This window comes from Sodalis sp. C49, assembly GCF_046352915.1.
GTDB lineage: Bacteria > Pseudomonadota > Gammaproteobacteria > Enterobacterales > Enterobacteriaceae > Acerihabitans.
The window spans coordinates 4,221,226-4,242,231 of the sequence record NZ_CP163303.1 but is presented as its reverse complement, the minus strand read 5'-3'; the positions used below and the strand labels follow the sequence as shown (position 1 = coordinate 4,242,231).

20 protein-coding genes, 3 tRNA genes and 4 rRNA genes are annotated in these 21,006 nt (G+C 54.6%); 7 read left to right on the top strand and 20 right to left on the bottom strand.

Annotated elements, in window-relative coordinates; translation table 11 throughout:
- Positions 1 to 414: 414 nt before the first annotated feature.
- On the top strand, positions 415 to 933 hold the full coding sequence (locus ABUK12_RS19125) for a hypothetical protein (protein ID WP_410016717.1): 519 nt from the start codon (positions 415 to 417) through the stop codon (positions 931 to 933).
- Positions 934 to 1,359: 426 nt separating this feature from the next.
- On the opposite strand, the gene rrf (ABUK12_RS19120) is transcribed toward ABUK12_RS19125, so the two are convergent.
- From rrf (ABUK12_RS19120) to ABUK12_RS19090, 7 genes are all read right to left on the bottom strand, one after another.
- Positions 1,360 to 1,475, bottom strand: a 5S ribosomal RNA gene (gene rrf, locus ABUK12_RS19120).
- Positions 1,476 to 1,510: 35 nt separating this feature from the next.
- Positions 1,511 to 1,586 (bottom strand) — tRNA-Thr (locus ABUK12_RS19115).
- A 58-nt stretch (positions 1,587 to 1,644) separates the two neighbouring features.
- Positions 1,645 to 1,760, bottom strand: a 5S ribosomal RNA gene (rrf, locus tag ABUK12_RS19110).
- A 126-nt stretch (positions 1,761 to 1,886) separates the two neighbouring features.
- Positions 1,887 to 4,879 (bottom strand): 23S ribosomal RNA (locus ABUK12_RS19105).
- A 390-nt stretch (positions 4,880 to 5,269) separates the two neighbouring features.
- Positions 5,270 to 5,345, bottom strand: a tRNA-Ala gene (locus ABUK12_RS19100).
- A 190-nt stretch (positions 5,346 to 5,535) separates the two neighbouring features.
- Positions 5,536 to 5,612 (bottom strand) — tRNA-Ile (locus ABUK12_RS19095).
- A 75-nt stretch (positions 5,613 to 5,687) separates the two neighbouring features.
- A 16S ribosomal RNA gene (locus ABUK12_RS19090) occupies positions 5,688 to 7,230 on the bottom strand.
- Together the 16S, 23S and 5S rRNA genes with 3 tRNA genes alongside form the textbook arrangement of a ribosomal RNA operon.
- 479 nt (positions 7,231 to 7,709) lie before the next feature.
- Between ABUK12_RS19090 and ABUK12_RS19085 the strand changes: the two genes are divergently transcribed.
- The gene (locus tag ABUK12_RS19085; protein ID WP_410016716.1) at positions 7,710 to 8,252 is read left to right on the top strand and encodes a gamma carbonic anhydrase family protein; all 543 of its coding nucleotides are present in this window, start codon (positions 7,710 to 7,712) and stop codon (positions 8,250 to 8,252) included.
- Between the two features lie 80 nt (positions 8,253 to 8,332).
- On the opposite strand, the gene aroE is transcribed toward ABUK12_RS19085, so the two are convergent.
- From aroE to dprA, 5 genes are read right to left on the bottom strand one after another with little or no spacing between them, the layout of a single operon-like run.
- Complete coding sequence (gene aroE, locus ABUK12_RS19080) at positions 8,333 to 9,151, bottom strand: shikimate dehydrogenase (RefSeq protein ID WP_410013293.1); 819 nt, start codon at positions 9,149 to 9,151, stop codon at positions 8,333 to 8,335.
- A gap of 15 nt (positions 9,152 to 9,166) precedes the next feature.
- Positions 9,167 to 9,736: an L-threonylcarbamoyladenylate synthase type 1 TsaC gene (tsaC, locus tag ABUK12_RS19075; protein ID WP_410016715.1), complete on the bottom strand. Its 570-nt coding sequence runs from the start codon at positions 9,734 to 9,736 to the stop codon at positions 9,167 to 9,169.
- Positions 9,726 to 10,283 carry a topoisomerase DNA-binding C4 zinc finger domain-containing protein gene (locus tag ABUK12_RS19070; protein WP_410013292.1) on the bottom strand — a complete coding sequence of 186 codons (558 nt, stop codon included), beginning with the start codon at positions 10,281 to 10,283 and terminating at the stop codon, positions 9,726 to 9,728. Before ABUK12_RS19070 ends, tsaC begins: the two co-directional genes overlap by 11 nt.
- A 23-nt stretch (positions 10,284 to 10,306) precedes the next feature.
- Positions 10,307 to 10,780 carry a DUF494 family protein gene (locus ABUK12_RS19065; RefSeq protein WP_410013291.1) on the bottom strand — a complete coding sequence of 158 codons (474 nt, stop codon included), beginning with the start codon at positions 10,778 to 10,780 and terminating at the stop codon, positions 10,307 to 10,309.
- Complete coding sequence (gene dprA / locus ABUK12_RS19060; RefSeq protein ID WP_410013290.1) at positions 10,752 to 11,873, bottom strand: DNA-protecting protein DprA; 1,122 nt, start codon at positions 11,871 to 11,873, stop codon at positions 10,752 to 10,754. Before dprA ends, ABUK12_RS19065 begins: the two co-directional genes overlap by 29 nt.
- Positions 11,874 to 11,999: 126 nt before the next feature.
- On the opposite strand from dprA, the gene def reads away from it, so the two are divergent.
- The 5 genes from def to mscL all read left to right on the top strand — a co-directional run bounded on the left by def (position 12,000) and on the right by mscL (position 16,841).
- Complete coding sequence (gene def, locus ABUK12_RS19055) at positions 12,000 to 12,515, top strand: peptide deformylase (RefSeq protein WP_410013289.1); 516 nt, start codon at positions 12,000 to 12,002, stop codon at positions 12,513 to 12,515.
- A 22-nt stretch (positions 12,516 to 12,537) separates the two neighbouring features.
- Positions 12,538 to 13,485, top strand: coding sequence for a methionyl-tRNA formyltransferase (gene fmt / locus ABUK12_RS19050; RefSeq protein ID WP_410013288.1), 948 nt, complete (start codon positions 12,538 to 12,540; stop codon positions 13,483 to 13,485).
- A gap of 82 nt (positions 13,486 to 13,567) precedes the next feature.
- Positions 13,568 to 14,893 (top strand): 16S rRNA (cytosine(967)-C(5))-methyltransferase RsmB, encoded by a 1,326-nt coding sequence (gene rsmB / locus ABUK12_RS19045; RefSeq protein ID WP_410013287.1) that lies wholly within the window; start codon positions 13,568 to 13,570, stop codon positions 14,891 to 14,893.
- Positions 14,894 to 14,903: 10 nt separating this feature from the next.
- Positions 14,904 to 16,280, top strand: a complete 1,377-nt coding sequence (gene trkA / locus ABUK12_RS19040; RefSeq protein ID WP_410013286.1) for a Trk system potassium transporter TrkA — start codon at positions 14,904 to 14,906, stop codon at positions 16,278 to 16,280.
- 108 nt (positions 16,281 to 16,388) lie between these two features.
- Complete coding sequence (gene mscL, locus ABUK12_RS19035; protein WP_410013285.1) at positions 16,389 to 16,841, top strand: large-conductance mechanosensitive channel protein MscL; 453 nt, start codon at positions 16,389 to 16,391, stop codon at positions 16,839 to 16,841.
- 65 nt (positions 16,842 to 16,906) lie between these two features.
- Here the strand turns inward: mscL and ABUK12_RS19030 are convergent, their stop codons facing one another.
- The 8 genes from ABUK12_RS19030 to rpmJ all read right to left on the bottom strand — a co-directional run bounded on the left by ABUK12_RS19030 (position 16,907) and on the right by rpmJ (position 20,988).
- Positions 16,907 to 17,161 (bottom strand): alternative ribosome-rescue factor A, encoded by a 255-nt coding sequence (locus tag ABUK12_RS19030; RefSeq protein ID WP_410016714.1) that lies wholly within the window; start codon positions 17,159 to 17,161, stop codon positions 16,907 to 16,909.
- Between the two features lie 148 nt (positions 17,162 to 17,309).
- Positions 17,310 to 17,687, bottom strand: a complete 378-nt coding sequence (locus ABUK12_RS19025) for a DUF1992 domain-containing protein (RefSeq protein WP_410013284.1) — start codon at positions 17,685 to 17,687, stop codon at positions 17,310 to 17,312.
- A gap of 175 nt (positions 17,688 to 17,862) precedes the next feature.
- Positions 17,863 to 18,258 (bottom strand): 50S ribosomal protein L17, encoded by a 396-nt coding sequence (gene rplQ, locus ABUK12_RS19020; RefSeq protein WP_162368673.1) that lies wholly within the window; start codon positions 18,256 to 18,258, stop codon positions 17,863 to 17,865.
- A gap of 40 nt (positions 18,259 to 18,298) precedes the next feature.
- Positions 18,299 to 19,288 (bottom strand): DNA-directed RNA polymerase subunit alpha, encoded by a 990-nt coding sequence (locus ABUK12_RS19015; protein ID WP_162368674.1) that lies wholly within the window; start codon positions 19,286 to 19,288, stop codon positions 18,299 to 18,301.
- A gap of 25 nt (positions 19,289 to 19,313) precedes the next feature.
- Positions 19,314 to 19,934, bottom strand: a complete 621-nt coding sequence (gene rpsD, locus ABUK12_RS19010; RefSeq protein WP_011412065.1) for a 30S ribosomal protein S4 — start codon at positions 19,932 to 19,934, stop codon at positions 19,314 to 19,316.
- A 30-nt stretch (positions 19,935 to 19,964) separates the two neighbouring features.
- Positions 19,965 to 20,354, bottom strand: a complete 390-nt coding sequence (gene rpsK, locus ABUK12_RS19005; protein WP_131867908.1) for a 30S ribosomal protein S11 — start codon at positions 20,352 to 20,354, stop codon at positions 19,965 to 19,967.
- Between the two features lie 16 nt (positions 20,355 to 20,370).
- Complete coding sequence (rpsM, locus tag ABUK12_RS19000; protein ID WP_162368675.1) at positions 20,371 to 20,727, bottom strand: 30S ribosomal protein S13; 357 nt, start codon at positions 20,725 to 20,727, stop codon at positions 20,371 to 20,373.
- A 147-nt stretch (positions 20,728 to 20,874) separates the two neighbouring features.
- Positions 20,875 to 20,988, bottom strand: coding sequence for a 50S ribosomal protein L36 (gene rpmJ / locus ABUK12_RS18995; protein WP_132923644.1), 114 nt, complete (start codon positions 20,986 to 20,988; stop codon positions 20,875 to 20,877).
- Between the last annotated feature and the right edge of the window lie 18 nt (positions 20,989 to 21,006).

The window sequence follows — 21,006 nt, the reverse complement described above, 5'->3', positions numbered from 1 at the left end:
CTGACAATTGACGATTGCTTCTGACGCCAACGTTGCTGCGAAGATGCATAATGTCATCGGCACAGACGCCTTCCTGTACCTATCCGGCTGATAAACTATAAAATAAAAAACGCCTGGGCCAATGGGATTTATTACACAATGCTGTGCCATTATCTACCTCAGGGTAGCCGGTTATACTGACCGGGGGAATATGCTGAACGCAACCGGAAAGTGGTTAATCACAGGCTGGCAGCCAGGTTTGCAGCGGGTGGTCTCAGGCAAAATCTGATTGAAAAAATAAAGCCTTTTTCTTTGTGCGAATTTAAACTATATCTTAGATATATTCATTACAGAATTCTCTCTCCCCCTCTTGATGTTTTTTTTAATTATTTTCAGATAAAAGATATAATTTTTATTATCAAAGAGATTATTAAAATGTTTAAAAACTCAAGCAAAGCTTTATGTTTTTTTATACTTATCGTCGCCACCAGAACGTATGCCAGAGAGATAAACTTATATTCCGCCAATACCGGTTCGTTTGTGTATCACTTGACTGGTAATTATGGGCAATATAATGAGTTTTTTGATAATAAATTCTTATCAGTCGAGCGCAAATTTTCTGAAGATTCCAACTACAGTATATTGCTTGGGACGATGAACAACAGTTTCGGGGACCGCTGTCTGGCAATGGGATTGAGAAGGGACTGGATATCGGGTGACTCCGGCTGGGTTTTTAAAGGGATATATGGTTATACAGGGGAATTTTTTTTTGACGCTTTCAGTCGTTGCGGTGATCATGGCGCCTATAAAAACTTTAAGAAAGCGACTGGAATAGGATTTGCGCCATATATTTATCATGCTATTCAATACAATTTTACAGATTACTTCGGTATTGAAACTGGAATAATCATTCCTACCGTACTTGTCATCAGCGTGCAATGGAGCTTCAGATAAATGTTTGTTACCCGTTATACGCAAGCCGGGTAGCGAACCGCCAGGGTCACGGACATGAAAAAGCCCTCTGTTTGCACAGAGGGCTTCGCCAATGGGATGCCTTGCAGTGGATGTCCGCCTGCGGCGGCCACCCTGCGGGCCGCCGCAAGCGGCGTTCAACAGGCTCCGCCTGTTGTCCTACTCTCTTACTCGAGTAGCGAACCGCCAGGGTTACGGACATGAAAAAGCCCTCTGTTTACACAGAGGGCTTCGTCAATGGGATGCCTGGCAGTTGATGCCTGACGGCGTCAGGCACCCTGCGGGCCGCCGCAAGCGGCGTTCAACAGGCTCCGCCTGTTGTCCTACTCTCTTACTCGAGTAGCGAACCGCCAGGGTCACGGACATGAAAAAGCCCTCTGTTTACACAGAGGGCTTCGTCAATTGGATGCCTGGCAGTTCCCTACTCTCGCATGGGGAGACCCCACACTACCATCGGCGCTACGGCGTTTCACTACTGAGTTCGGCATGGGGTCAGGTGGGACCACCGCGCTAGTGCCGCCAGGCAAATTCTTTATTTGCCGAACTCTACCGTTAAAACTGGTGCTGATACCCAGAGTCGAACTGGGGACCTCACCCTTACCAAGGGTGCGCTCTACCAACTGAGCCATATCAGCGCTCAAAGCTTTTTTACCAACGCCTTTCGCTTCGCTCAAGGTATTGGTCTTAATGGATGCCTGGCAGTTCCCTACTCTCGCATGGGGAGACCCCACACTACCATCGGCGCTACGGCGTTTCACTACTGAGTTCGGCATGGGGTCAGGTGGGACCACCGCGCTAGTGCCGCCAGGCAAATTCGTTTACCAACCGTCATCCTGCTTCTGATGACCATCGGCCTTTATCCGGAACTTCGCTGAAAATTCTCTCGCCACCCCTTGGGGCAACGCTCTCTTTGCGTCAAACACTTTAGGTGTTGTAAGGTTAAGCCTCACGGGTCATTAGTATCGGTTAGCTCAACGCATCGCTGCGCTTACACACCCGACCTATCAACGTCATCGTCTTTAACGTCCCTTCAGGTGGCTTAAAGCCACAGGGAAGACTCATCTCGAGGCAAGTTTCCCGCTTAGATGCTTTCAGCGGTTATCTCTTCCGCACGTAGCTACCGGGCAATGCCATTGGCATGACAACCCGAACACCAGTGGTGCGTCCACTCCGGTCCTCTCGTACTAGGAGCAGCCCCTCTCAATCTTCCAACGCCCACGGCAGATAGGGACCGAACTGTCTCACGACGTTCTAAACCCAGCTCGCGTACCACTTTAAATGGCGAACAGCCATACCCTTGGGACCTACTTCAGCCCCAGGATGTGATGAGCCGACATCGAGGTGCCAAACACCGCCGTCGATATGAACTCTTGGGCGGTATCAGCCTGTTATCCCCGGAGTACCTTTTATCCGTTGAGCGATGGCCCTTCCATTCAGAACCACCGGATCACTAAGACCTGCTTTCGCACCTGCTCGAGCCGTCACTCTCGCAGTCAAGCTAGCTTATGCCTTTGCACTAACCTCACGATGTCCGACCGTGATTAGCTAACCTTCGTGCTCCTCCGTTACTCTTTAGGAGGAGACCGCCCCAGTCAAACTACCCACCAGACACTGTCCTCGACCCAGATTATGGGCCGGAGTTAGAACATCAAACATTAAAGGGTGGTATTTCAAGGTTGGCTCCATGCAGACTGGCGTCCACACTTCAAAGCCTCCCACCTATCCTACACATCAAGGCTCAATGTTCAGTGTCAAGCTATAGTAAAGGTTCACGGGGTCTTTCCGTCTTGCCGCGGGTACACTGCATCTTCACAGCGAGTTCAATTTCACTGAGTCTCGGGTGGAGACAGCCTGGCCATCATTACGCCATTCGTGCAGGTCGGAACTTACCCGACAAGGAATTTCGCTACCTTAGGACCGTTATAGTTACGGCCGCCGTTTACCGGGGCTTCGATCAAGAGCTTCTCCTTGCGGATAACCCCATCAATTAACCTTCCGGCACCGGGCAGGCGTCACACCGTATACGTCCACTTTCGTGTTTGCACAGTGCTGTGTTTTTAATAAACAGTTGCAGCCAGCTGGTATCTGCGACTGGCTTCAGCTCGGGGAGCAAGTCCCTCCACCTAATGCCAGCGTGCCTTCTCCCGAAGTTACGGCACCATTTTGCCTAGTTCCTTCACCCGAGTTCTCTCAAGCGCCTTGGTATTCTCTACCTGACCACCTGTGTCGGTTTGGGGTACGATTCGATGTGACCTGGAGCTTAGAGGCTTTTCCTGGAAGCGTAGCATCAATTCCTTCACCACCGTAGTGGCTCGTTATCACGCCTCAGTGTTGAATAAAAGAGCGGATTTACCTGCTCTTTCCACCTTCACGCTTAAACCGGGACAACCGTCGCCCGGCGAACCTAGCTTTCTCCGTCCCCCCTTCGCAGTCACACCCAGTACAGGAATATTAACCTGTTTCCCATCGACTACGCCTTTCGGCCTCGCCTTAGGGGTCGACTCACCCTGCCCCGATTAACGTTGGACAGGAACCCTTGGTCTTCCGGCGAGCGGGCTTTTCACCCGCTTTATCGTTACTTATGTCAGCATTCGCACTTCTGATACCTCCAGCAGCCCTCACAGGCCACCTTCGCAGGCTTACAGAACGCTCCCCTACCCAACGGACATATCCTTAAGTCAACTCGACGTGATGAACGCATTGACGTCGCTGCGCTCCGTCAATCGTTTTCCGTACAATTGTCTTAAGTGATATGTCCGCTGCCGCAGCTTCGGTGCATGGTTTAGCCCCGTTACATCTTCCGCGCAGGCCGACTCGACCAGTGAGCTATTACGCTTTCTTTAAATGATGGCTGCTTCTAAGCCAACATCCTGGCTGTCTGTGCCTTCCCACATCGTTTCCCACTTAACCATGACTTTGGGACCTTAGCTGGCGGTCTGGGTTGTTTCCCTCTTCACGACGGACGTTAGCACCCGCCGTGTGTCTCCCGTGGTAACATTCTTCGGTATTCGCAGTTTGCATCGGGTTGGTAATCCGGGGTGGACCCCTAGCCGAAACAGTGCTCTACCCCCGAAGATGAATTCACGAGGCGCTACCTAAATAGCTTTCGGGGAGAACCAGCTATCTCCCGGTTTGATTGGCCTTTCACCCCCAGCCACAAGTCATCCGCTAATTTTTCAACATTAGTCGGTTCGGTCCTCCAGTTAGTGTTACCCAACCTTCAACCTGCCCATGGCTAGATCACCGGGTTTCGGGTCTATACCCTGCAACTTAACGCCCAGTTAAGACTCGGTTTCCCTACGGCTCCCCTATTCGGTTAACCTTGCTACAGAATATAAGTCGCTGACCCATTATACAAAAGGTACGCAGTCACCCTGATAAATCAAGGCTCCCACTGCTTGTACGTACACGGTTTCAGGTTCTATTTCACTCCCCTCGCCGGGGTTCTTTTCGCCTTTCCCTCACGGTACTGGTTCACTATCGGTCAGTCAGGAGTATTTAGCCTTGGAGGATGGTCCCCCCATCTTCAGACAGGATATCACGTGTCCCGCCCTACTCATCGAGCTCACAGCACTTGCACCTTCGGATACGGGGCTATCACCCTGTGTTGCCGGACTTTCCAGACCGTTCTCCTGATGCAAATGCTGATGGTGACTCTGGGCTGTTCCCCGTTCGCTCGCCGCTACTAGGGGAATCTCGGTTGATTTCTTTTCCTCGGGGTACTGAGATGTTTCAGTTCCCCCGGTTCGCCTCAATACGCTATGGATTCACGTAATGATAGTGCAACGAATTGCACTGGGTTTCCCCATTCGGACATCGCCGGCTGATAGCGCTTCATATCAGCTCACCGGCGCATTTCGCGGATTAGCACGTCCTTCATCGCCTCTGACTGCCTAGGCATCCACCGTGTACGCTTATTCACTTAACCTCACAACCCTAAAGTGTCTGTGTTGCGACTGGCTGCACACTGCCATGGCATCGTTGCGCGGTGCTCGCCATGCTCATGGACATTGAGTCCACTCCGCTGGCTGCGCGCCGTGCGCCTTGCCCTGACACTGTTCGCACAGTCTCACCCTGGTGAGAGTAAACCCTCGCCTGGGCTACAGAGATTGCCATCGACACGGCAATCATTAGGTTTGCTTGCTTTGAGAGAATCGCATACTGATTTTGCTCAGCATGTTTTTTTTCAAATTTTCAGCTTGTTCCGGATTGTTAAAGAGCATGTATTTCGCAGCATACTGATACGCGGTTGCGTAACAATGTGCTCTGAAATAAATAAGAAAAACCAGACAATCTTACCACCCATCCCATCAGGAAATGGTGGAGCTAAGCGGGATCGAACCGCTGACCCCCTGCGTGCAAAGCAGGTGCTCTCCCAGCTGAGCTATAGCCCCAAGTCGTTTAACCTTTTAACATCAACCAGACTCTTTCCCGCACTGAAATTGCTGTGCATCAATTAAGCTACAAAGCAATGGCATTTAGAAAGGAGAACAACTTGATAGCCCATTCGTTTCCAGGCAAGGCGTGGGGTCACGAAGTTTATTGAAATAAACGAGTGGCGCCGCAACGCAGCATGGGAAGGAATGGTAGGCCTGAGTGGACTCGAACCACCGACCTCACCCTTATCAGGGGTGCGCTCTAACCACCTGAGCTACAAGCCTATAGAAGGTTTTTCTTGCTCGTTACAGTTATCAGACAATCTGTGTGGACACTACACAATCTAGTATCTATTTCGGTAAGGAGGTGATCCAACCGCAGGTTCCCCTACGGTTACCTTGTTACGACTTCACCCCAGTCATGAATCACAAAGTGGTAAGCGCCCTCCCGAAGGTTAAGCTACCTACTTCTTTTGCAACCCACTCCCATGGTGTGACGGGCGGTGTGTACAAGGCCCGGGAACGTATTCACCGTGGCATTCTGATCCACGATTACTAGCGATTCCGACTTCATGGAGTCGAGTTGCAGACTCCAATCCGGACTACGACGCACTTTGTGAGGTCCGCTTACTCTCGCGAGTTCGCTTCTCTTTGTATGCGCCATTGTAGCACGTGTGTAGCCCTACTCGTAAGGGCCATGATGACTTGACGTCATCCCCACCTTCCTCCGGTTTGTCACCGGCAGTCTCCTTTGAGTTCCCACCATTACGTGCTGGCAACAAAGGATAAGGGTTGCGCTCGTTGCGGGACTTAACCCAACATTTCACAACACGAGCTGACGACAGCCATGCAGCACCTGTCTCAGAGTTCCCGAAGGCACATTCGCATCTCTGCAAACTTCTCTGGATGTCAAGAGTAGGTAAGGTTCTTCGCGTTGCATCGAATTAAACCACATGCTCCACCGCTTGTGCGGGCCCCCGTCAATTCATTTGAGTTTTAACCTTGCGGCCGTACTCCCCAGGCGGTCGATTTAACGCGTTAGCTCCGAAAGCCACGGCTCAAGGCCACAACCTTCAAATCGACATCGTTTACAGCGTGGACTACCAGGGTATCTAATCCTGTTTGCTCCCCACGCTTTCGTACCTGAGCGTCAGTCTTCGTCCAGGGGGCCGCCTTCGCCACCGGTATTCCTCCAGATCTCTACGCATTTCACCGCTACACCTGGAATTCTACCCCCCTCTACGAGACTCTAGCCTGCCAGTTTCAAATGCAGTTCCCGGGTTAAGCCCGGGGATTTCACATCTGACTTAACAGACCGCCTGCGTACGCTTTACGCCCAGTAATTCCGATTAACGCTCGCACCCTCCGTATTACCGCGGCTGCTGGCACGGAGTTAGCCGGTGCTTCTTCTGCGGGTAACGTCAATCGACAAGGTTATTAACCTTATCGCCTTCCTCCCCGCTGAAAGTGCTTTACAACCCGAAGGCCTTCTTCACACACGCGGCATGGCTGCATCAGGCTTGCGCCCATTGTGCAATATTCCCCACTGCTGCCTCCCGTAGGAGTCTGGACCGTGTCTCAGTTCCAGTGTGGCTGGTCATCCTCTCAGACCAGCTAGGGATCGTCGCCTAGGTGAGCCATTACCTCACCTACTAGCTAATCCCATCTGGGTTCATCCGATGGCGTGAGGCCCGAAGGTCCCCCACTTTGGTCTTGCGACGTTATGCGGTATTAGCTACCGTTTCCAGTAGTTATCCCCCACCATCAGGCAGATCCCCAGACATTACTCACCCGTCCGCCGCTCGCCGGCAAAGTAGCAAGCTACTTCCCGCTGCCGCTCGACTTGCATGTGTTAGGCCTGCCGCCAGCGTTCAATCTGAGCCATGATCAAACTCTTCAATTAAAAGCTTGATGCTCAAAGATTGTCATACTGTTAATCTTATGAATTAACTGTTTGTTCACTCTTCAAGACTTGGTATTTTGTGTTTCGATACGGTCTTGTGAGTGCCCACACAGATTGTCTGATAAATTGTTAAAGAGCAGTGCGCCGCTGTAATCAGTCTGGCGCGAGGTGGCGTATATTACGCTTTCCTCTTTCAGTGTCAAGCCCGTTCGGCCTGTCTTCTGACTCGTTTCCGCTACCCCGCGATGTGCTGCACGGTGCCGGTCGATGGAGGCGCATTATAGGGATCCGGACATATTGCACAAGCGTTTTTTGATCTTTTCTTGCCAACTGTCTATTTTTCATCCCTTATGCCCCGATCTTGAGCGATCTCTTGCCCAAAAAGAGGATTTTTCCGGATCTCCAGTGTTGATATCTATGCCGTTACGGCGATACAGTCGATAAAAACAGATCGATGGAAAGGTAGAAACATGTCGGAATTGTCAAAATCATTGCGCCCCTTTCAGGAGCGGTTTCCGATCCTGGGTCAACGGGTGATGATCGATCCCTCAAGCGTGGTGATCGGTGAGATCACCCTGGCGGATGACGTCAGCATCTGGCCGCTGGTTGCCATGCGCGGCGACGTCAACAATATTATCATCGGAGCCCGCACCAATATCCAGGACGGCACGGTGCTGCATGTCACCCATAGATCAGAACATAATCCGGCGGGCAATCCGCTGGTTATCGGCGAGGATGTTACCGTGGGGCATAAGGCTATGCTGCACGGCTGCACCATTGGCAATCGCGTCCTGGTCGGCATGGGGTCTATCCTGCTGGACGGGGTGGTGGTGGAAGATGACGTCATGATAGGTGCGGGAAGTCTGGTGTCGCCGGGCAAAAGGCTGGAAAGCGGCTATCTGTATCTCGGCAGCCCGGCTCGCAGGGTCAGGGCGCTTACGCCCGCGGAAATAGCGGGCCTGCTCTATTCAGCCAATAATTATGTGCGCTGGAAGGATCAGTACCTGGCCCAGGAAAAATAGCCGCCGGCGCCACCGAGCAGACCGGATAGCGGATAACACCGCCTGCCCGGCGGCGGCAAAGGGCAGGCGAATTCGCCGTTTCAGACAGACAGCTCGCTGCGCAACTGTTCCAGTACCGGTGCGATATCGGGCATCACCCCATGCCACAGCATAAACGAATAAGCCGCCTGGCCCACCAGCATTCCCAGGCCATCGGCGCTATGCCCGGCACCCTGCACGGCGCACCAGCGCAAAAACGGCGTCAGTCCGCGCTGGTAATACATATCGTAGCAGCGAACCTCCGGGGTAATCAGCGTTGTTGCCAGTGACGGGATCTCGCCATGGATGCCGGAGGTGGTGGCATTAATCACCAGATCGAAATCCGGTGCGGCCAATTCATCCAGCGGCCGCGCGCTGATTTCGCCGGCATGGTGATAGAAGGACACCAGTTCCTGCGCCCGTTTGAAGGTGCGATTGGTGAGTACTATCGCGCAGCCAAAAGAGAGCAACGGCAGGATGACCCCGCGCGCCGCGCCGCCCGCGCCAATAAGCAAAATCCGGCTGTCATGGGTTATCAGCCCCAGGCGCTGCAAATCCGCCAGCAGGCCGATGCCATCGGTATTATCCCCAAGCAACGTACCGTCCTGCTGTTTTTTAACCGTATTGACCGCGCCTGCCTGAGAAGCCCGTTCGGTTAACTGATCGCATAGCGCAAACGCCCGTTCTTTAAAAGGCATGGTGATATTGGCGCCTTCGCCGCCGGCGGCAAAAAAATCGCGCAGGGTTTGCTCAAACGCATCCTCCGGGGCCAACACCCGCCCGTACGGATGGACGATACCGGTTTGCGCGGCAAACAGCGCATGGATATGGGGCGATTTGCTGTGGTGTATCGGATTGCCGAAAACGGCGTAAGTATCCATAAGCGGTTCTCCTGATTAACCCTGCCGGATAAGGCTGCCGGTTAATGCATCGCGAATTTCCGAAGGGTTCAGCCGCCCTTCCACCCGGTCTTCCATCACAGGAAAGTTATTGCCCAACTGCTGGCGAACCTCGGCGGGCGTGCGGCCAGGCGGTTGGCCGGTGACATTGGCGCTGGTTGAAACCAGCGGTTTGCCGAACGCCAGGCAAAGGCGCCGCACCGGCTCATAGGCGGTAACCCGTACCGCCAGGGTGGAAAACCGGCCGGTTAGCCAGCGCGGCGTTTCCGGACGGGCGGGCATCACCCAGGTCACCGGCCCCGGCCAGCGGGCAAAGACACGCTCCCGCTGCTGCGGGGTAAGCGCGGTCTCGTCGATATAAGGCAATAGCTGTTGATAATTGGCGGCAATGAGAATCAGGCCTTTGGTCCAGGGGCGCTGCTTAAGGGCCAGCAGCGCCTGGACCGCCGACTCGTTATCCGGATCGCATCCCAGGCCGAAAACCGCTTCGGTGGGGTAAGCGACGATTCGCCCTTGCCGCAGCGTGTCCACCAGTCCGGCCAATGCCGGCGGTTGATTATTTTTCATCATTTTCTTTTATCGATACCGGCTTGGCGCAGCGCTTATCGGCACAAAAAAGCCGGGGCCCGCGCGCGGTGTTTTTTTCATATAGCAGCGGAAAATGGCAAAATTCGCATTCACCCGCCACCGGTTTGAAATTAAGCACAAACCGGCAGTGGGGATACTGGTCGCACGCATAAAAGATTTTGCCAAACCGGGAAGTGCGTTGTACCAGTTTGCCCGTTTTGCATTCGGGGCAACTGAAGGCGGTTTCATCCGGCTGGTCCATGGCGGCAATATAATCACAGTCAGGATAATTGCCACAGCCGATAAACATGCCGTAGCGGCCCTGGCGCAGCACCAGGCTGCCCTGGCACACCGGGCATGACTGCCCCTCAAGCACCGTGACGATATGGCCGTCAGCCTGCTGTTTAAGCGATTTAATATAAGCGCAGCGCGGATACTGGGAACATCCGAGAAAGGGTCCATGCTGCCCGGAACGAATCACGAGCTCTGCCCCGCATTCAGGGCAGAGTTCGGTTTGCCTTGCGTTAAAGAGCGCAGCTTTTGCCATAGGGATATATCGTCAGTGATTCTCTAGTGCAGACGGCTCTCATCTTCTTCGAATACAAGATCTTCCATCTGCTGATAGGCATTTTCATATCCGGGGATATTAAACAGCACCATCAGGATTACCCATTTAAGATCTTCCAGATCGAACTCGACGGCATCCAGTGCCATGACGCGATCGATCACCATTTCACGCGTTTCAAGGTTTAACACCTGAATCTGTTCCAGAAACAATAAAAATCCGCGGCATTCCGTATCCAGGAACTGACTCTCTTCATCCGTGTAAATGCGTAATGCCAGCGGATCACCGCCCATGGCGAAGGATTTGCCCTGTCCGTCCTGCAGATCGGCCAACTTCTCCAGCCAGTTGAGCGCATTGTAGATATCGTCCTGATGAAAACCCGCGCGGGTGAGATCGTCGGTTAACTTGTCCTGATCGACCCGCATTTCCACTTCATTGTGGATGTATGTTTCAAACAAGTACATTAGAACGTCGAACATGGCCTGCCCTCCTTAAACGGACATAGCCGCCGGGTACAACTGCGATCCAGCCTGCTAACTCCAGTTGCAATAGCTTTGACACTACCTCTGGTACAGACCGGCCGGCACGTTCAGCGACGACGTCAACAGGTGTAACCTCATCTCCTACGTTAGCCAACACCTCGGCAAATGGCAATTCAAGTTCGCATTCTGGCGCAGAAATAATTTCCGGTGGCGGCAAAGGCAGCCAATGCAGGCCGCCGCCGAGCTGTTCAATAATCTCCTTCGGCTGGGTTACCAGGTAAGCGCCTTGTTGGATAAGCCAATGAGTGCCGGCGCTCGCCGCGTTGCCCAGCGGACCGGGCAAGGCATAGACATCCTTGCCCTGATCGAGGGCGTAACGGGCGGTAATCAGCGAACCGCTGCGGGCGGCGGCCTCCACCACCAGCACCGCCTGGCTCAGCCCGCTGATAATCCGGTTGCGGTAGGGGAAATGCGCCGCCAGGGGCGGGGCGTCTAATGCCAGCTCGGATACCAGCGCGCCGCCCTGCGCCACGATGCGCCCGGCAAGCCCCCGGTGCCGCGACGGATAAATGTTCTGCAGGCCGCTGCCCAGTACCGCGATGGTTTTGCCCTGCGCGTCCAGCGCCGAGCGATGGCATATCCCGTCAATGCCGAGCGCCAGCCCGCTGGTGATGGCCAGGCCGCACCGCGCCAGATCGGCGGCAAAGAACGTGCCCCACTGCTCGCCGTAGCGGCTGCATACCCGGCTGCCGACCATGGCCAGCTGCGGGGAGGCCAGGCAGGCGGGGTCGCCGATGATAAATAGCGCCGGCGGCGGACAGGCGAGGGACCTGAGCGCATCGGGGTAGCCGGGATCGGTAAAGGGCACAAAATGATGCAGCGGATGCTCCAGCCAGCGCAGGGCGGCCTCAATGTCACCGGCGGGATATTGCAGGAAGCGTTGACGCTGGCCGGGGGTGAGACAGGCGTAAAGGAGCGGTTGCGGGCTAAAATCGCCGGGAAGGGGCAATTGTGACAGGCAACGCTGCACTTTGGCGCCGTTAACGCCTTTTACCGCCGCCATGCGCAGCCACATTTCCAGTTCAGTCATGGTTCCCCCGCGCCTTTTGCCGGCGTATGTCGTGACATTTGCTTGCGGATGCTGTCAATCAGGGCGGGAAATGTCTAGAATAAGAGACAGAATCGTTTTCATAATCGGACACAGATATAGACTCATATGCCAGTATTGCAGGTGTTACATTACCCCGACGAGCGGCTTCGCACTATTGCGAAACCGGTAAAAGAAGTTAACGACGCTGTTCGGCGTATCGTGGATGATATGTTTGAAACCATGTACGCAGAAGAGGGCATCGGCCTGGCCGCGACCCAGGTGGATATACATCAGCGGATTATCGTGATCGATGTGTCGGAAGACCACAACGAGCGCCACGTATTTATCAATCCCGAACTGATTGCCAAAAGCGGTGAAACCGGCATCGAGGAAGGCTGTTTGTCCATACCCGATCAGCGCGGTTTCGTACCCCGCGCGGAGAAGGTTACGGTGCGCGCGCTCGATCGCGACGGCAAGCCGTTCGAGCTGGAGGCGGACGGGCTATTGGCCATTTGCATCCAGCATGAAATGGACCATCTGGTCGGCAAACTGTTCGTTGATTACCTCTCGCCGCTAAAGCGCCAGCGCATCCGCCAGAAAATGGAAAAACTGGCCAAAATCAACGCCCGCGCCGAAAAATAACCGTCGCCATACAGGAATTAACGTGTCCGATTCTTTACGTGTCATCTTTGCCGGTACGCCGGATTTCGCCGCGCGCCATCTCCAGGCGCTGCTCGATTCCGCGCATCGGGTGGTGGGCGTCTTTACCCAGCCCGACCGCCCGGCGGGCCGGGGCAACAGGCTTACGGCCAGTCCGGTAAAAATTCTGGCGCAACAGCACCTGTTGCCGGTATACCAGCCCAAATCCCTGCGCCCCGCGGACAGCCAGCGCCTGGTGGCGGAGCTTGGAGCCGACATCATGGTGGTGGTGGCCTACGGACTGATACTGCCCCAGGCGGTGCTGGATATGCCGCGCCTGGGCTGCCTGAACGTCCATGGTTCGTTATTGCCGCGCTGGCGCGGCGCGGCGCCGATTCAACGCGCCCTTTGGGCGGGCGACAGCGTCACCGGCGTCACCATCATGCAAATGGACGCGGGCCTGGATACGGGCGATATGCTGTATCAATCAGCCTGCGACATAGAGCCCGGGGACACCAGCGCCAGCCTGTATGAAAAACTGGCTGCAATCGGTCCGCGGGCGCTGCTCGATACCCTGGCGCGCAGCGCCGCCGGCACCCTGGCGCCGGAAAAGCAGGATGAGAGCCTGGTAACCTACGCCGAAAAGCTGAGCAAAGAAGAAGCGCGCCTGGACTGGTCATGCCCGGCCGCTATGCTTGCGCGCTGCGTGCGTGCCTTTAACCCCTGGCCGATAAGCTTTTTTACCGTCGGCGGCCAGACCATTAAAGTCTGGCAGGCGGCGGCATTGGATTTACCGGCGCAGTCCGCCCCCGGCACGATTCTACACGCCGATAAAAACGGCATTCAGGTCGCGACGTCCAGCGGCGCGCTCAATTTGACGCTGCTCCAGCCTGCGGGGAAAAAGCCCATGGCGGCGCAGGATTTACTGAATTCCCGCCGTGAGTGGTTTACCCCCGGCGCCATCCTGGATTGATGCCTCCCGGCTACCGCCCGGCAATGCCAGCAATGGCGCGGGCGGTTTAATTGCGGCCACCTTCACTTTCCTTCGGTCAACTATGAATAAACGATATAACCTCCGCGCCATTACAGCAAAGGCGGTGTCCCAAGTGCTGGATCACGGCCAGTCGCTGAGCCAATTGCTACCGATGCTGCAAAGTCCTCTGGCCGATAAGGACCGCGCGCTGCTGCAGGAATTGTGCTTTGGCATTTTACGTACCCTGCCGCAGCTGGAATGGATAATCAGGCAGTTGATGGCAAAACCGCTGACCGGTAAACAGCGGCCGGTGCACTATCTGCTGATGGTCGGCATTTACCAACTGCTCTATACCCGCATCCCGCCCCATGCCGCGCTGGCCGAGACGGTGGAAGGCGCGGTAGTGCTGAAAACGCCGCAGTTGAAGGGCCTGGTGAACGGCGTGCTGCGCCAGTTCCAGCGTCAGCAGGAGGCATTGCTGGCCGCGTCCGCGCAAGAGGAAAGCCGTTTCCTCCACCCGTCCTGGCTGGTAAAACGTCTCCAGCAGGCATATCCCGCTCACTGGCAGGCCATTATCGAGGCCAATAACCAACGGCCGCCGATGTGGCTGCGGGTTAACCGGCTGCATCACAGCCGCGCGGCGTATCTCGCCCTGCTGGCGCAGGAGGGCATTGCCGCCAGCGCCCATCCAAGCCTGCCTGAGGCGGTTAAACTGGACGTTGCCTGCAATGTCGGCCGGCTGCCCGGCTTTGCACAGGGTTGGGTAACGGTGCAGGACGCGTCGGCTCAGGGCTGCGCGCTGCTATTGGCGCCGCAGGCGGGAGAGGATATTCTGGATCTGTGCGCCGCGCCCGGCGGCAAGACCACCCATATCCTTGAGCTGGCCCCCGACGCCCGTGTCACGGCGGTGGATATCGACCCCCTGCGTCTGGCGCGTATCGAGGAAAACCTGCAGCGCCTGGGACAGCGGGCCCAGGTGCTGGTGGGCGACGGCACCCGCCCTGGCGAATGGAACCAGGATCGGACCTGGGACCGCATACTGCTTGACGCCCCCTGCTCCGCCACCGGCGTGATCCGCCGCCATCCGGATATCAAGTGGCTACGGCGCGATCGTGATATCGGGGAGCTCGCGGCATTGCAGCGGCAGATCCTCACTGCGATCTGGCCGTTGCTTAAACCCGGCGGCACGCTCCTTTACGCGACCTGCTCAGTACTGCCCGAAGAGAACAGCGAACAAATCGGCGCCTTCCTGGCAAGCCACGCCGACGCCGTTTTGGTTGAAACCGGCGATGCCGACCACCCTGGCCGGCAATGTTTTCCCGCCGCAGATGACGGTGACGGCTTCTTTTACGCTAAGATGATAAAGAGTGACGCACCGGGCATATTGACCCGCACAGAATGGGCATGAAGAACCGACTATGAAAATAATAATCCTTGGGGCGGGACAGGTGGGCGGCACCCTGGCTGAAAACCTGGTGGGCGAAAACAACGATATCACCATCGTCGATACCAACCCGGCCCAGCTCCGCCAATTACAGGATAAATTCGATCTTCGCGCCATCCAGGGCCATGCCTCGCATCCACGGGTATTGCGTGAAGCCGGCGCGGAGGATGCCGACATGCTGGTGGCGGTGACCAATTCCGATGAAACCAATATGATCGCCTGCCAGATTGCCTATACGCTATTTAAAACGCCCAATCGTATTGCACGCATCCGTTCGGCCGATTATATCCGCGAAGCCGCCAAGCTGTTTTCGCCCGAGGCGGTGCCCATCGATCATCTTATTTCCCCCGAACAATTGGTGATCGACAATATTTATAAACTGATCGAATACCCCGGGGCGCTGCAGGTGGTGAATTTTGCCCAGGGGAAAGTCAGCATCGCCGCGGTAAAAGCCTATTACGGCGGGCCGCTGGTGGGCAATGCCCTGTCCTCCCTACGCGAACATATGCCGCATATCAATACCCGCGTGGCCGCCGTGTTCCGCCAGGATCGCCCTATCCGCCCGCAGGGATCGACGGTGATCGAGGCCGGCGACGAAGTGTTTTTTGTCGCCGCATCGCCCCATATCCGGGCGGTAATGAGCGAGCTGCAGCGCCTGGAAAAACCCTATAAACGCATCATGATTGTCGGCGGCGGCAATATCGGCGCGGGGCTGGCGCAGCGACTGGAAAAAGATTACAGCGTCAAGCTTATCGAACGCGACCAGCAGCGGGCGGCGGAGCTGGCGGAGCTGCTGCATGACACCATTGTATTTTTTGGCGACGCCTCCGATCAGGAACTGCTGGCCGAAGAGCATATCGAGCAAATCGATGTCTTCATCGCCATTACCAACGATGACGAAGCCAATATTATGTCGGCGATGCTGGCCAAACGCATGGGCGCTAAAAAGGTCCTGGTGTTGATTCAACGCCGCGCCTATGTGGATCTGGTGCAGGGCAGCGTGATTGATATCGCTATTTCGCCGCAGCAGGCCACCATATCGGCATTGCTGGGCCATGTGCGCAAGGCGGATATCGTCAGCGTGTCCTCCTTGCGCCGCGGCGTCGCCGAGGCCATCGAGGCTATCGCCCATGGTGATGAAAGCACGTCAAAAGTGGTGGGACGCACCATTGATGCCATCAAACTGCCGCCCGGCACTATTATCGGCGCCATCGTCCGGGGCGACGATGTCATCATCGCTAATAAAAACTGCCGTATCCAGCAGGGCGACCATGTAATTATGTTCCTGACCGATAAAAAATTCATTACCGACGTCGAGCGTTTATTCCAGCCCAGCCCGTTCTTTTTATAAAATGCCGGCGCACCGGCACGCCCAATTGCCACAAATTGTTAAAGATTCTGGTAAAAACAGCATCCTTTGTTAGACTTAATTTGTCATTAACCAAGAAGGAGCAAGCCTATGAGTTTCCTGCAGGAATTCAGAAAATTCGCCATGCGCGGCAATGTTGTGGACCTGGCAGTCGGGGTAATAATTGGTGCCGCCTTCGGTAAAATCGTCACGTCCCTGGTGGCCAACGTCATAATGCCGCCGCTGGGTTTATTGATTGGCGGGGTGGATTTCCGCTCGTTCGGGTGGGTGCTGAAACCCGCGCAGGGCGATACGCCGGCCGTGGTATTGCAATACGGTATTTTCCTGCAGAATGTCTTCGATTTCCTGATCGTCGCCCTGGCGGTGTTTTGTGTTATCAAGCTGATTAACAGGCTGCATCGCAAGCATGAAGAAGCCCCGGCGGCGCCGCCGAAACCGAGCGCTGAAGAAACGCTGTTGACTGAAATCCGCGATCTGCTCAAGCAACAGAACCAGTCGGTCTCCACCTCCTCGCTGCCACCGCAGCAGCCGCCGACGCTTTAGGACGTGATTCCAGTCAGTGCTGTTTAAAGCGCGCAAAACAAAGCGGTGAGTTATAGCGGGTCAGGCTAGACAGACTTCCGGTGCTGGCAACGTTCAATAAGGAATGCGCCGCAAACCAGAAAGCCAGTGGTAACGTTACGCTTGATGACGTTACCACTGGCCTCCCAGTTTTGGGCCTTAGCGTTTTTGCCTTTACGACAATAGCTGCCCTTACCCTTCACATTTTTCTCACGGCGCTGGCGAAACAGCGGATCGTGCAAAAGTGCCGCGATGGCATTGTCGTTAATAGTGCCTTTGGTATGGCGGTATTTCTCAGTCATCATATCCTCGCTAAATGATTTGTTTGCCGGCAGTACTACCAGCAAAGAGCCAACCCCCGGTATAAACCCAGCCGGTAAGCTGTGGGCGATATTATAGCAAACCGTACCAAACGCGAGAGCGGAAAAATAAAATATGTTGCCGGCTGGTTTAGCCTTTGGCCGCAGCGCCAAAGCGCCGCCGCAGCTGGTCATGATAGCCTTGATGCAAAAAATCGGTGCTGACTCCCGCCAGCCGCAGCTTGATTTCCAGCAGTCGCAGCCGCGCGCTGATTTCCTCATGCCGGGCATCCTGCGCGTCTATGCCCCGCAGCAGATCGCTTAAACGCAGCGCATCCTTGCGATCCTGTAGCTCCGCCGGCAGATAACCGGCATTTTTCAGCAGCCGGTAGCCTACCCGCAAATCTTCGGGCACGGCGCTGTCGTCGTCAAGCGTAAGGGGCTGGCCGTATCCCGGCAGGTTATCAAACTCGCCCTTTTGCTGGGCCTGCTGGATATGCCGCTCCGCCAATTCATCCACTAACCACATAACAACCGCTCCTTCTACAGACAGGTCATTGATGAGCATAACGCATTGCCGTGCGGATGATAAGCGCCGGCGGCGCACCGCCACAAACGCCCGGCATCGCAGCGGCGGCCGGCACTTTGTACCGGCAATAAAAAACCCGGCCGGAGCCGGGTTTTGGACGCGTACACGGGGCAGATTACTCTGCGACCGCTTCCGCTGGAACTTGGGATTCTGCAGCACGATCTAACAGCTCTATATAAGCCATCGGCGCATTGTCACCTGCACGGAAACCACACTTCAAAATGCGAGTGTAACCACCGGCACGGCTCGCGAAACGCGGGCCAAGTTCGTTAAACAGTTTTGCCACGATCTCGTTATCACGAGTACGGGCGAATGCCAGACGACGATTTGCAACACTGTCGGTCTTGGCAAGTGTAATCAGCGGTTCAACAACACGGCGCAGCTCTTTCGCTTTTGGCAGGGTCGTCTTGATTATCTCGTGACGAACCAGAGAGCCGGCCATGTTACGGAACATAGCCTGGCGATGGCTGCTGTTACGGTTCAGTTGACGACCACTCTTACGATGGCGCATGACCTTATCCTTCTCAGTAAAACCTTACCCTGTGATCGGGTTATTCATCAGCAATACTTGCCGGAGGCCAGTTCTCGAGGCGCATGCCCAGAGATAACCCACGGGAAGCCAACACGTCTTTAATCTCGGTAAGAGATTTTTTACCAAGGTTGGGCGTTTTAAGGAGCTCAACCTCGGTACGCTGTACCAGATCACCGATGTAGTGGATGGCTTCTGCCTTAAGGCAGTTAGCAGAGCGGACAGTCAATTCCAGATCGTCAACTGGGCGCAGCAGGATCGGGTCGAATTCTGGTTTTTCTTCTTTAACTTCTGGTTGACGTACATCACGTAAATCAACAAAAGCTTCAAGTTGTTCAGCCAGGATGGTTGCCGCGCGGCGGATCGCCTCTTCAGGATCGATCGTGCCATTGGTTTCCATTTCGATGACCAGCTTGTCCAGGTCGGTACGCTGTTCAACGCGTGCAGCTTCAACATTGTAGGCGATACGCTCTACAGGGCTATAGCATGCGTCGACCAGCAAACGACCAATTGGGCGCTCATCTTCTTCCGAATGAATTCGGGCAGAAGCCGGCACGTAACCACGACCACGCTGAACTTTGATACGCATATTAATCGATGCGTTTTCATCGGTCAGGTGACACAGCACATGCTGCGGCTTGACGATTTCGACATCCCCATCATGGGTGATGTCGGCTGCGGTTACAGGGCCAATGCCAGATTTATTCAGAGTAAGGATAACGTCATCTTTACCTTGAACTCTCACCGCCAGCCCTTTCAGGTTGAGCAGAATCTCCAGGATGTCTTCCTGTACACCTTCTTTGGTGCTGTACTCGTGCAGTACACCATCAATCTCAACCTCGGTCACCGCGCAACCCGGCATCGACGAAAGCAGAATACGGCGCAGTGCGTTACCTAGGGTATGGCCGAAGCCACGCTCTAAAGGTTCAAGGGTCACCTTGGCGTGCGTCGAACTGACTTGCTCGATATCTACCAGGCGCGGTTTTAGAAACTCTGTCACAGAACCCTGCATTGTGTCCTCTCTTTGGTACTAAGCCTTACTTAGAGTAAAGCTCGACTATCAGGTGTTCATTAATGTCCGCAGACAGATCGGTACGTTCTGGAATACGTTTGAACACCCCTTCCATCTTAGCAGCGTCAACTTCAAGCCAGGTCGGCTTTTCACGCTGTTCAGCCAGTTCCAATGAGGCACGAACACGGGATTGCTTTTTCGCTTTCTCACGGATGCTTACAACGTCATTCGGAGTAACCTGGTAAGAAGCGATGTTGACAACACGGCCGTTTACCATGATCGCCTTGTGGCTGACCAATTGGCGTGATTCAGCGCGAGTAGCGCCAAAACCCATACGGTAAACAACGTTGTCCAGACGACCTTCAAGCAACTGCAACAGGTTTTCACCGGTATTGCCTTTAAGACGCGCTGCTTCTTTGTAGTAGTTGCGGAACTGACGTTCCAGAACGCCGTAGATACGACGGACTTTTTGCTTTTCACGCAACTGCACCCCGTAGTCAGACAGACGCGGTTTACGCGCGCCATGCTGTCCAGGAGGCTGTTCAATTTTACACTTGGAATCGATCGCACGAACACCAGACTTCAGGAATAGGTCGGTGCCCTCACGACGGCTCAGCTTGAGCTTAGGACCCAAATATCTTGCCATTTTCTTTCTCCAACTAACCTAGAAGCGGCGTTATACGCGGCGCTTTTTCGGCGGACGACAACCGTTATGGGGGATCGGAGTCACATCAGTAATATTAGTGATGCGAAAACCAGCCGCGTTTAACGCGCGAACGGTAGACTCACGGCCCGGACCAGGTCCTTTAACCATAACTTCCAGATTCTTGATGCCATACTCTTTCACTGCTTCAGCGCAACGTTCTGCTGCAACCTGCGCGGCGAAAGGAGTGGATTTACGAGAACCACGGAAACCGGAACCACCGGCCGTCGCCCAACCCAACGCATTACCCTGACGATCGGTAATAGTAACGATGGTATTGTTGAAAGACGCATGGATATGAGCCACGCCATCTGAAACTTGCTTTTTAACACGCTTACGTGCACGAACAGGTGCCTTAGCCATTATTTACTCACCCCGATTATTTCTTGATCGGTTTGCGCGGACCCTTACGGGTACGGGCATTGGTCTTGGTACGCTGACCGCGAACCGGAAGACCACGACGATGACGCAAACCACGATAGGTACCAAGGTCCATAAGACGCTTGATACTCAGGGTTACTTCACGGCGCAGATCACCTTCGACCACAAATTTAGCAACTGCGTCACGCAGCGTGTCGATCTGCTCTTCAGACAGCTCACTGATCTTAACATGTTCAGCAATACCCGCGGTTTCACAAATTTTTTGTGAACGGGTCTTACCGATACCGTAGATTGAAGTTAACGCGATCACGGTATGTTTTTGATCAGGAATGTTAATGCCTGCTATACGGGCCACTATGCACTCCTAAAAATTTAAACGGCAACACCATTCTGAAAAGCCCGTTTTCAGGATACTCAAACAATGTTGCGTTGACCTACAAAAGATTGGCTGGCTAATCTAGCCAGCTCAACCCAACTTTGCAAGAAAAAAATGCCGAATTTATCAGCCTTGGCGTTGTTTATGCTTAGGCTCGCTGCAAATTACGCGAACGACGCCATGGCGACGAACGATTTTGCAGTTACGACATAACTTCTTGACGGAAGCACGAACTTTCATTTTTACTCTCCGTAACTT

Bases quoted from the DNA above. Each gene is read 5' to 3' on its own strand.
- ABUK12_RS19125 (WP_410016717.1), top strand. From the start codon at position 415: ATGTTTAAAAACTCAAGCAAAGCTTTATGTTTTTTTATACTTATCGTC.
- aroE (WP_410013293.1), bottom strand. From the start codon at position 9,151: ATGGATACTTACGCCGTTTTCGGCAATCCGATACACCACAGCAAATCG.
- tsaC (WP_410016715.1), bottom strand. From the start codon at position 9,736: ATGAAAAATAATCAACCGCCGGCATTGGCCGGACTGGTGGACACGCTG.
- ABUK12_RS19070 (WP_410013292.1), bottom strand. From the start codon at position 10,283: ATGGCAAAAGCTGCGCTCTTTAACGCAAGGCAAACCGAACTCTGCCCT.
- ABUK12_RS19065 (WP_410013291.1), bottom strand. From the start codon at position 10,780: ATGTTCGACGTTCTAATGTACTTGTTTGAAACATACATCCACAATGAA.
- dprA (WP_410013290.1), bottom strand. From the start codon at position 11,873: ATGACTGAACTGGAAATGTGGCTGCGCATGGCGGCGGTAAAAGGCGTT.
- def (WP_410013289.1), top strand. From the start codon at position 12,000: ATGCCAGTATTGCAGGTGTTACATTACCCCGACGAGCGGCTTCGCACT.
- rsmB (WP_410013287.1), top strand. From the start codon at position 13,568: ATGAATAAACGATATAACCTCCGCGCCATTACAGCAAAGGCGGTGTCC.
- trkA (WP_410013286.1), top strand. From the start codon at position 14,904: ATGAAAATAATAATCCTTGGGGCGGGACAGGTGGGCGGCACCCTGGCT.
- mscL (WP_410013285.1), top strand. From the start codon at position 16,389: ATGAGTTTCCTGCAGGAATTCAGAAAATTCGCCATGCGCGGCAATGTT.
- ABUK12_RS19030 (WP_410016714.1), bottom strand. From the start codon at position 17,161: ATGACTGAGAAATACCGCCATACCAAAGGCACTATTAACGACAATGCC.
- ABUK12_RS19025 (WP_410013284.1), bottom strand. From the start codon at position 17,687: ATGTGGTTAGTGGATGAATTGGCGGAGCGGCATATCCAGCAGGCCCAG.
- rplQ (WP_162368673.1), bottom strand. From the start codon at position 18,258: ATGCGCCATCGTAAGAGTGGTCGTCAACTGAACCGTAACAGCAGCCAT.
- ABUK12_RS19015 (WP_162368674.1), bottom strand. From the start codon at position 19,288: ATGCAGGGTTCTGTGACAGAGTTTCTAAAACCGCGCCTGGTAGATATC.
- rpsD (WP_011412065.1), bottom strand. From the start codon at position 19,934: ATGGCAAGATATTTGGGTCCTAAGCTCAAGCTGAGCCGTCGTGAGGGC.
- rpsK (WP_131867908.1), bottom strand. From the start codon at position 20,354: ATGGCTAAGGCACCTGTTCGTGCACGTAAGCGTGTTAAAAAGCAAGTT.
- rpmJ (WP_132923644.1), bottom strand. From the start codon at position 20,988: ATGAAAGTTCGTGCTTCCGTCAAGAAGTTATGTCGTAACTGCAAAATC.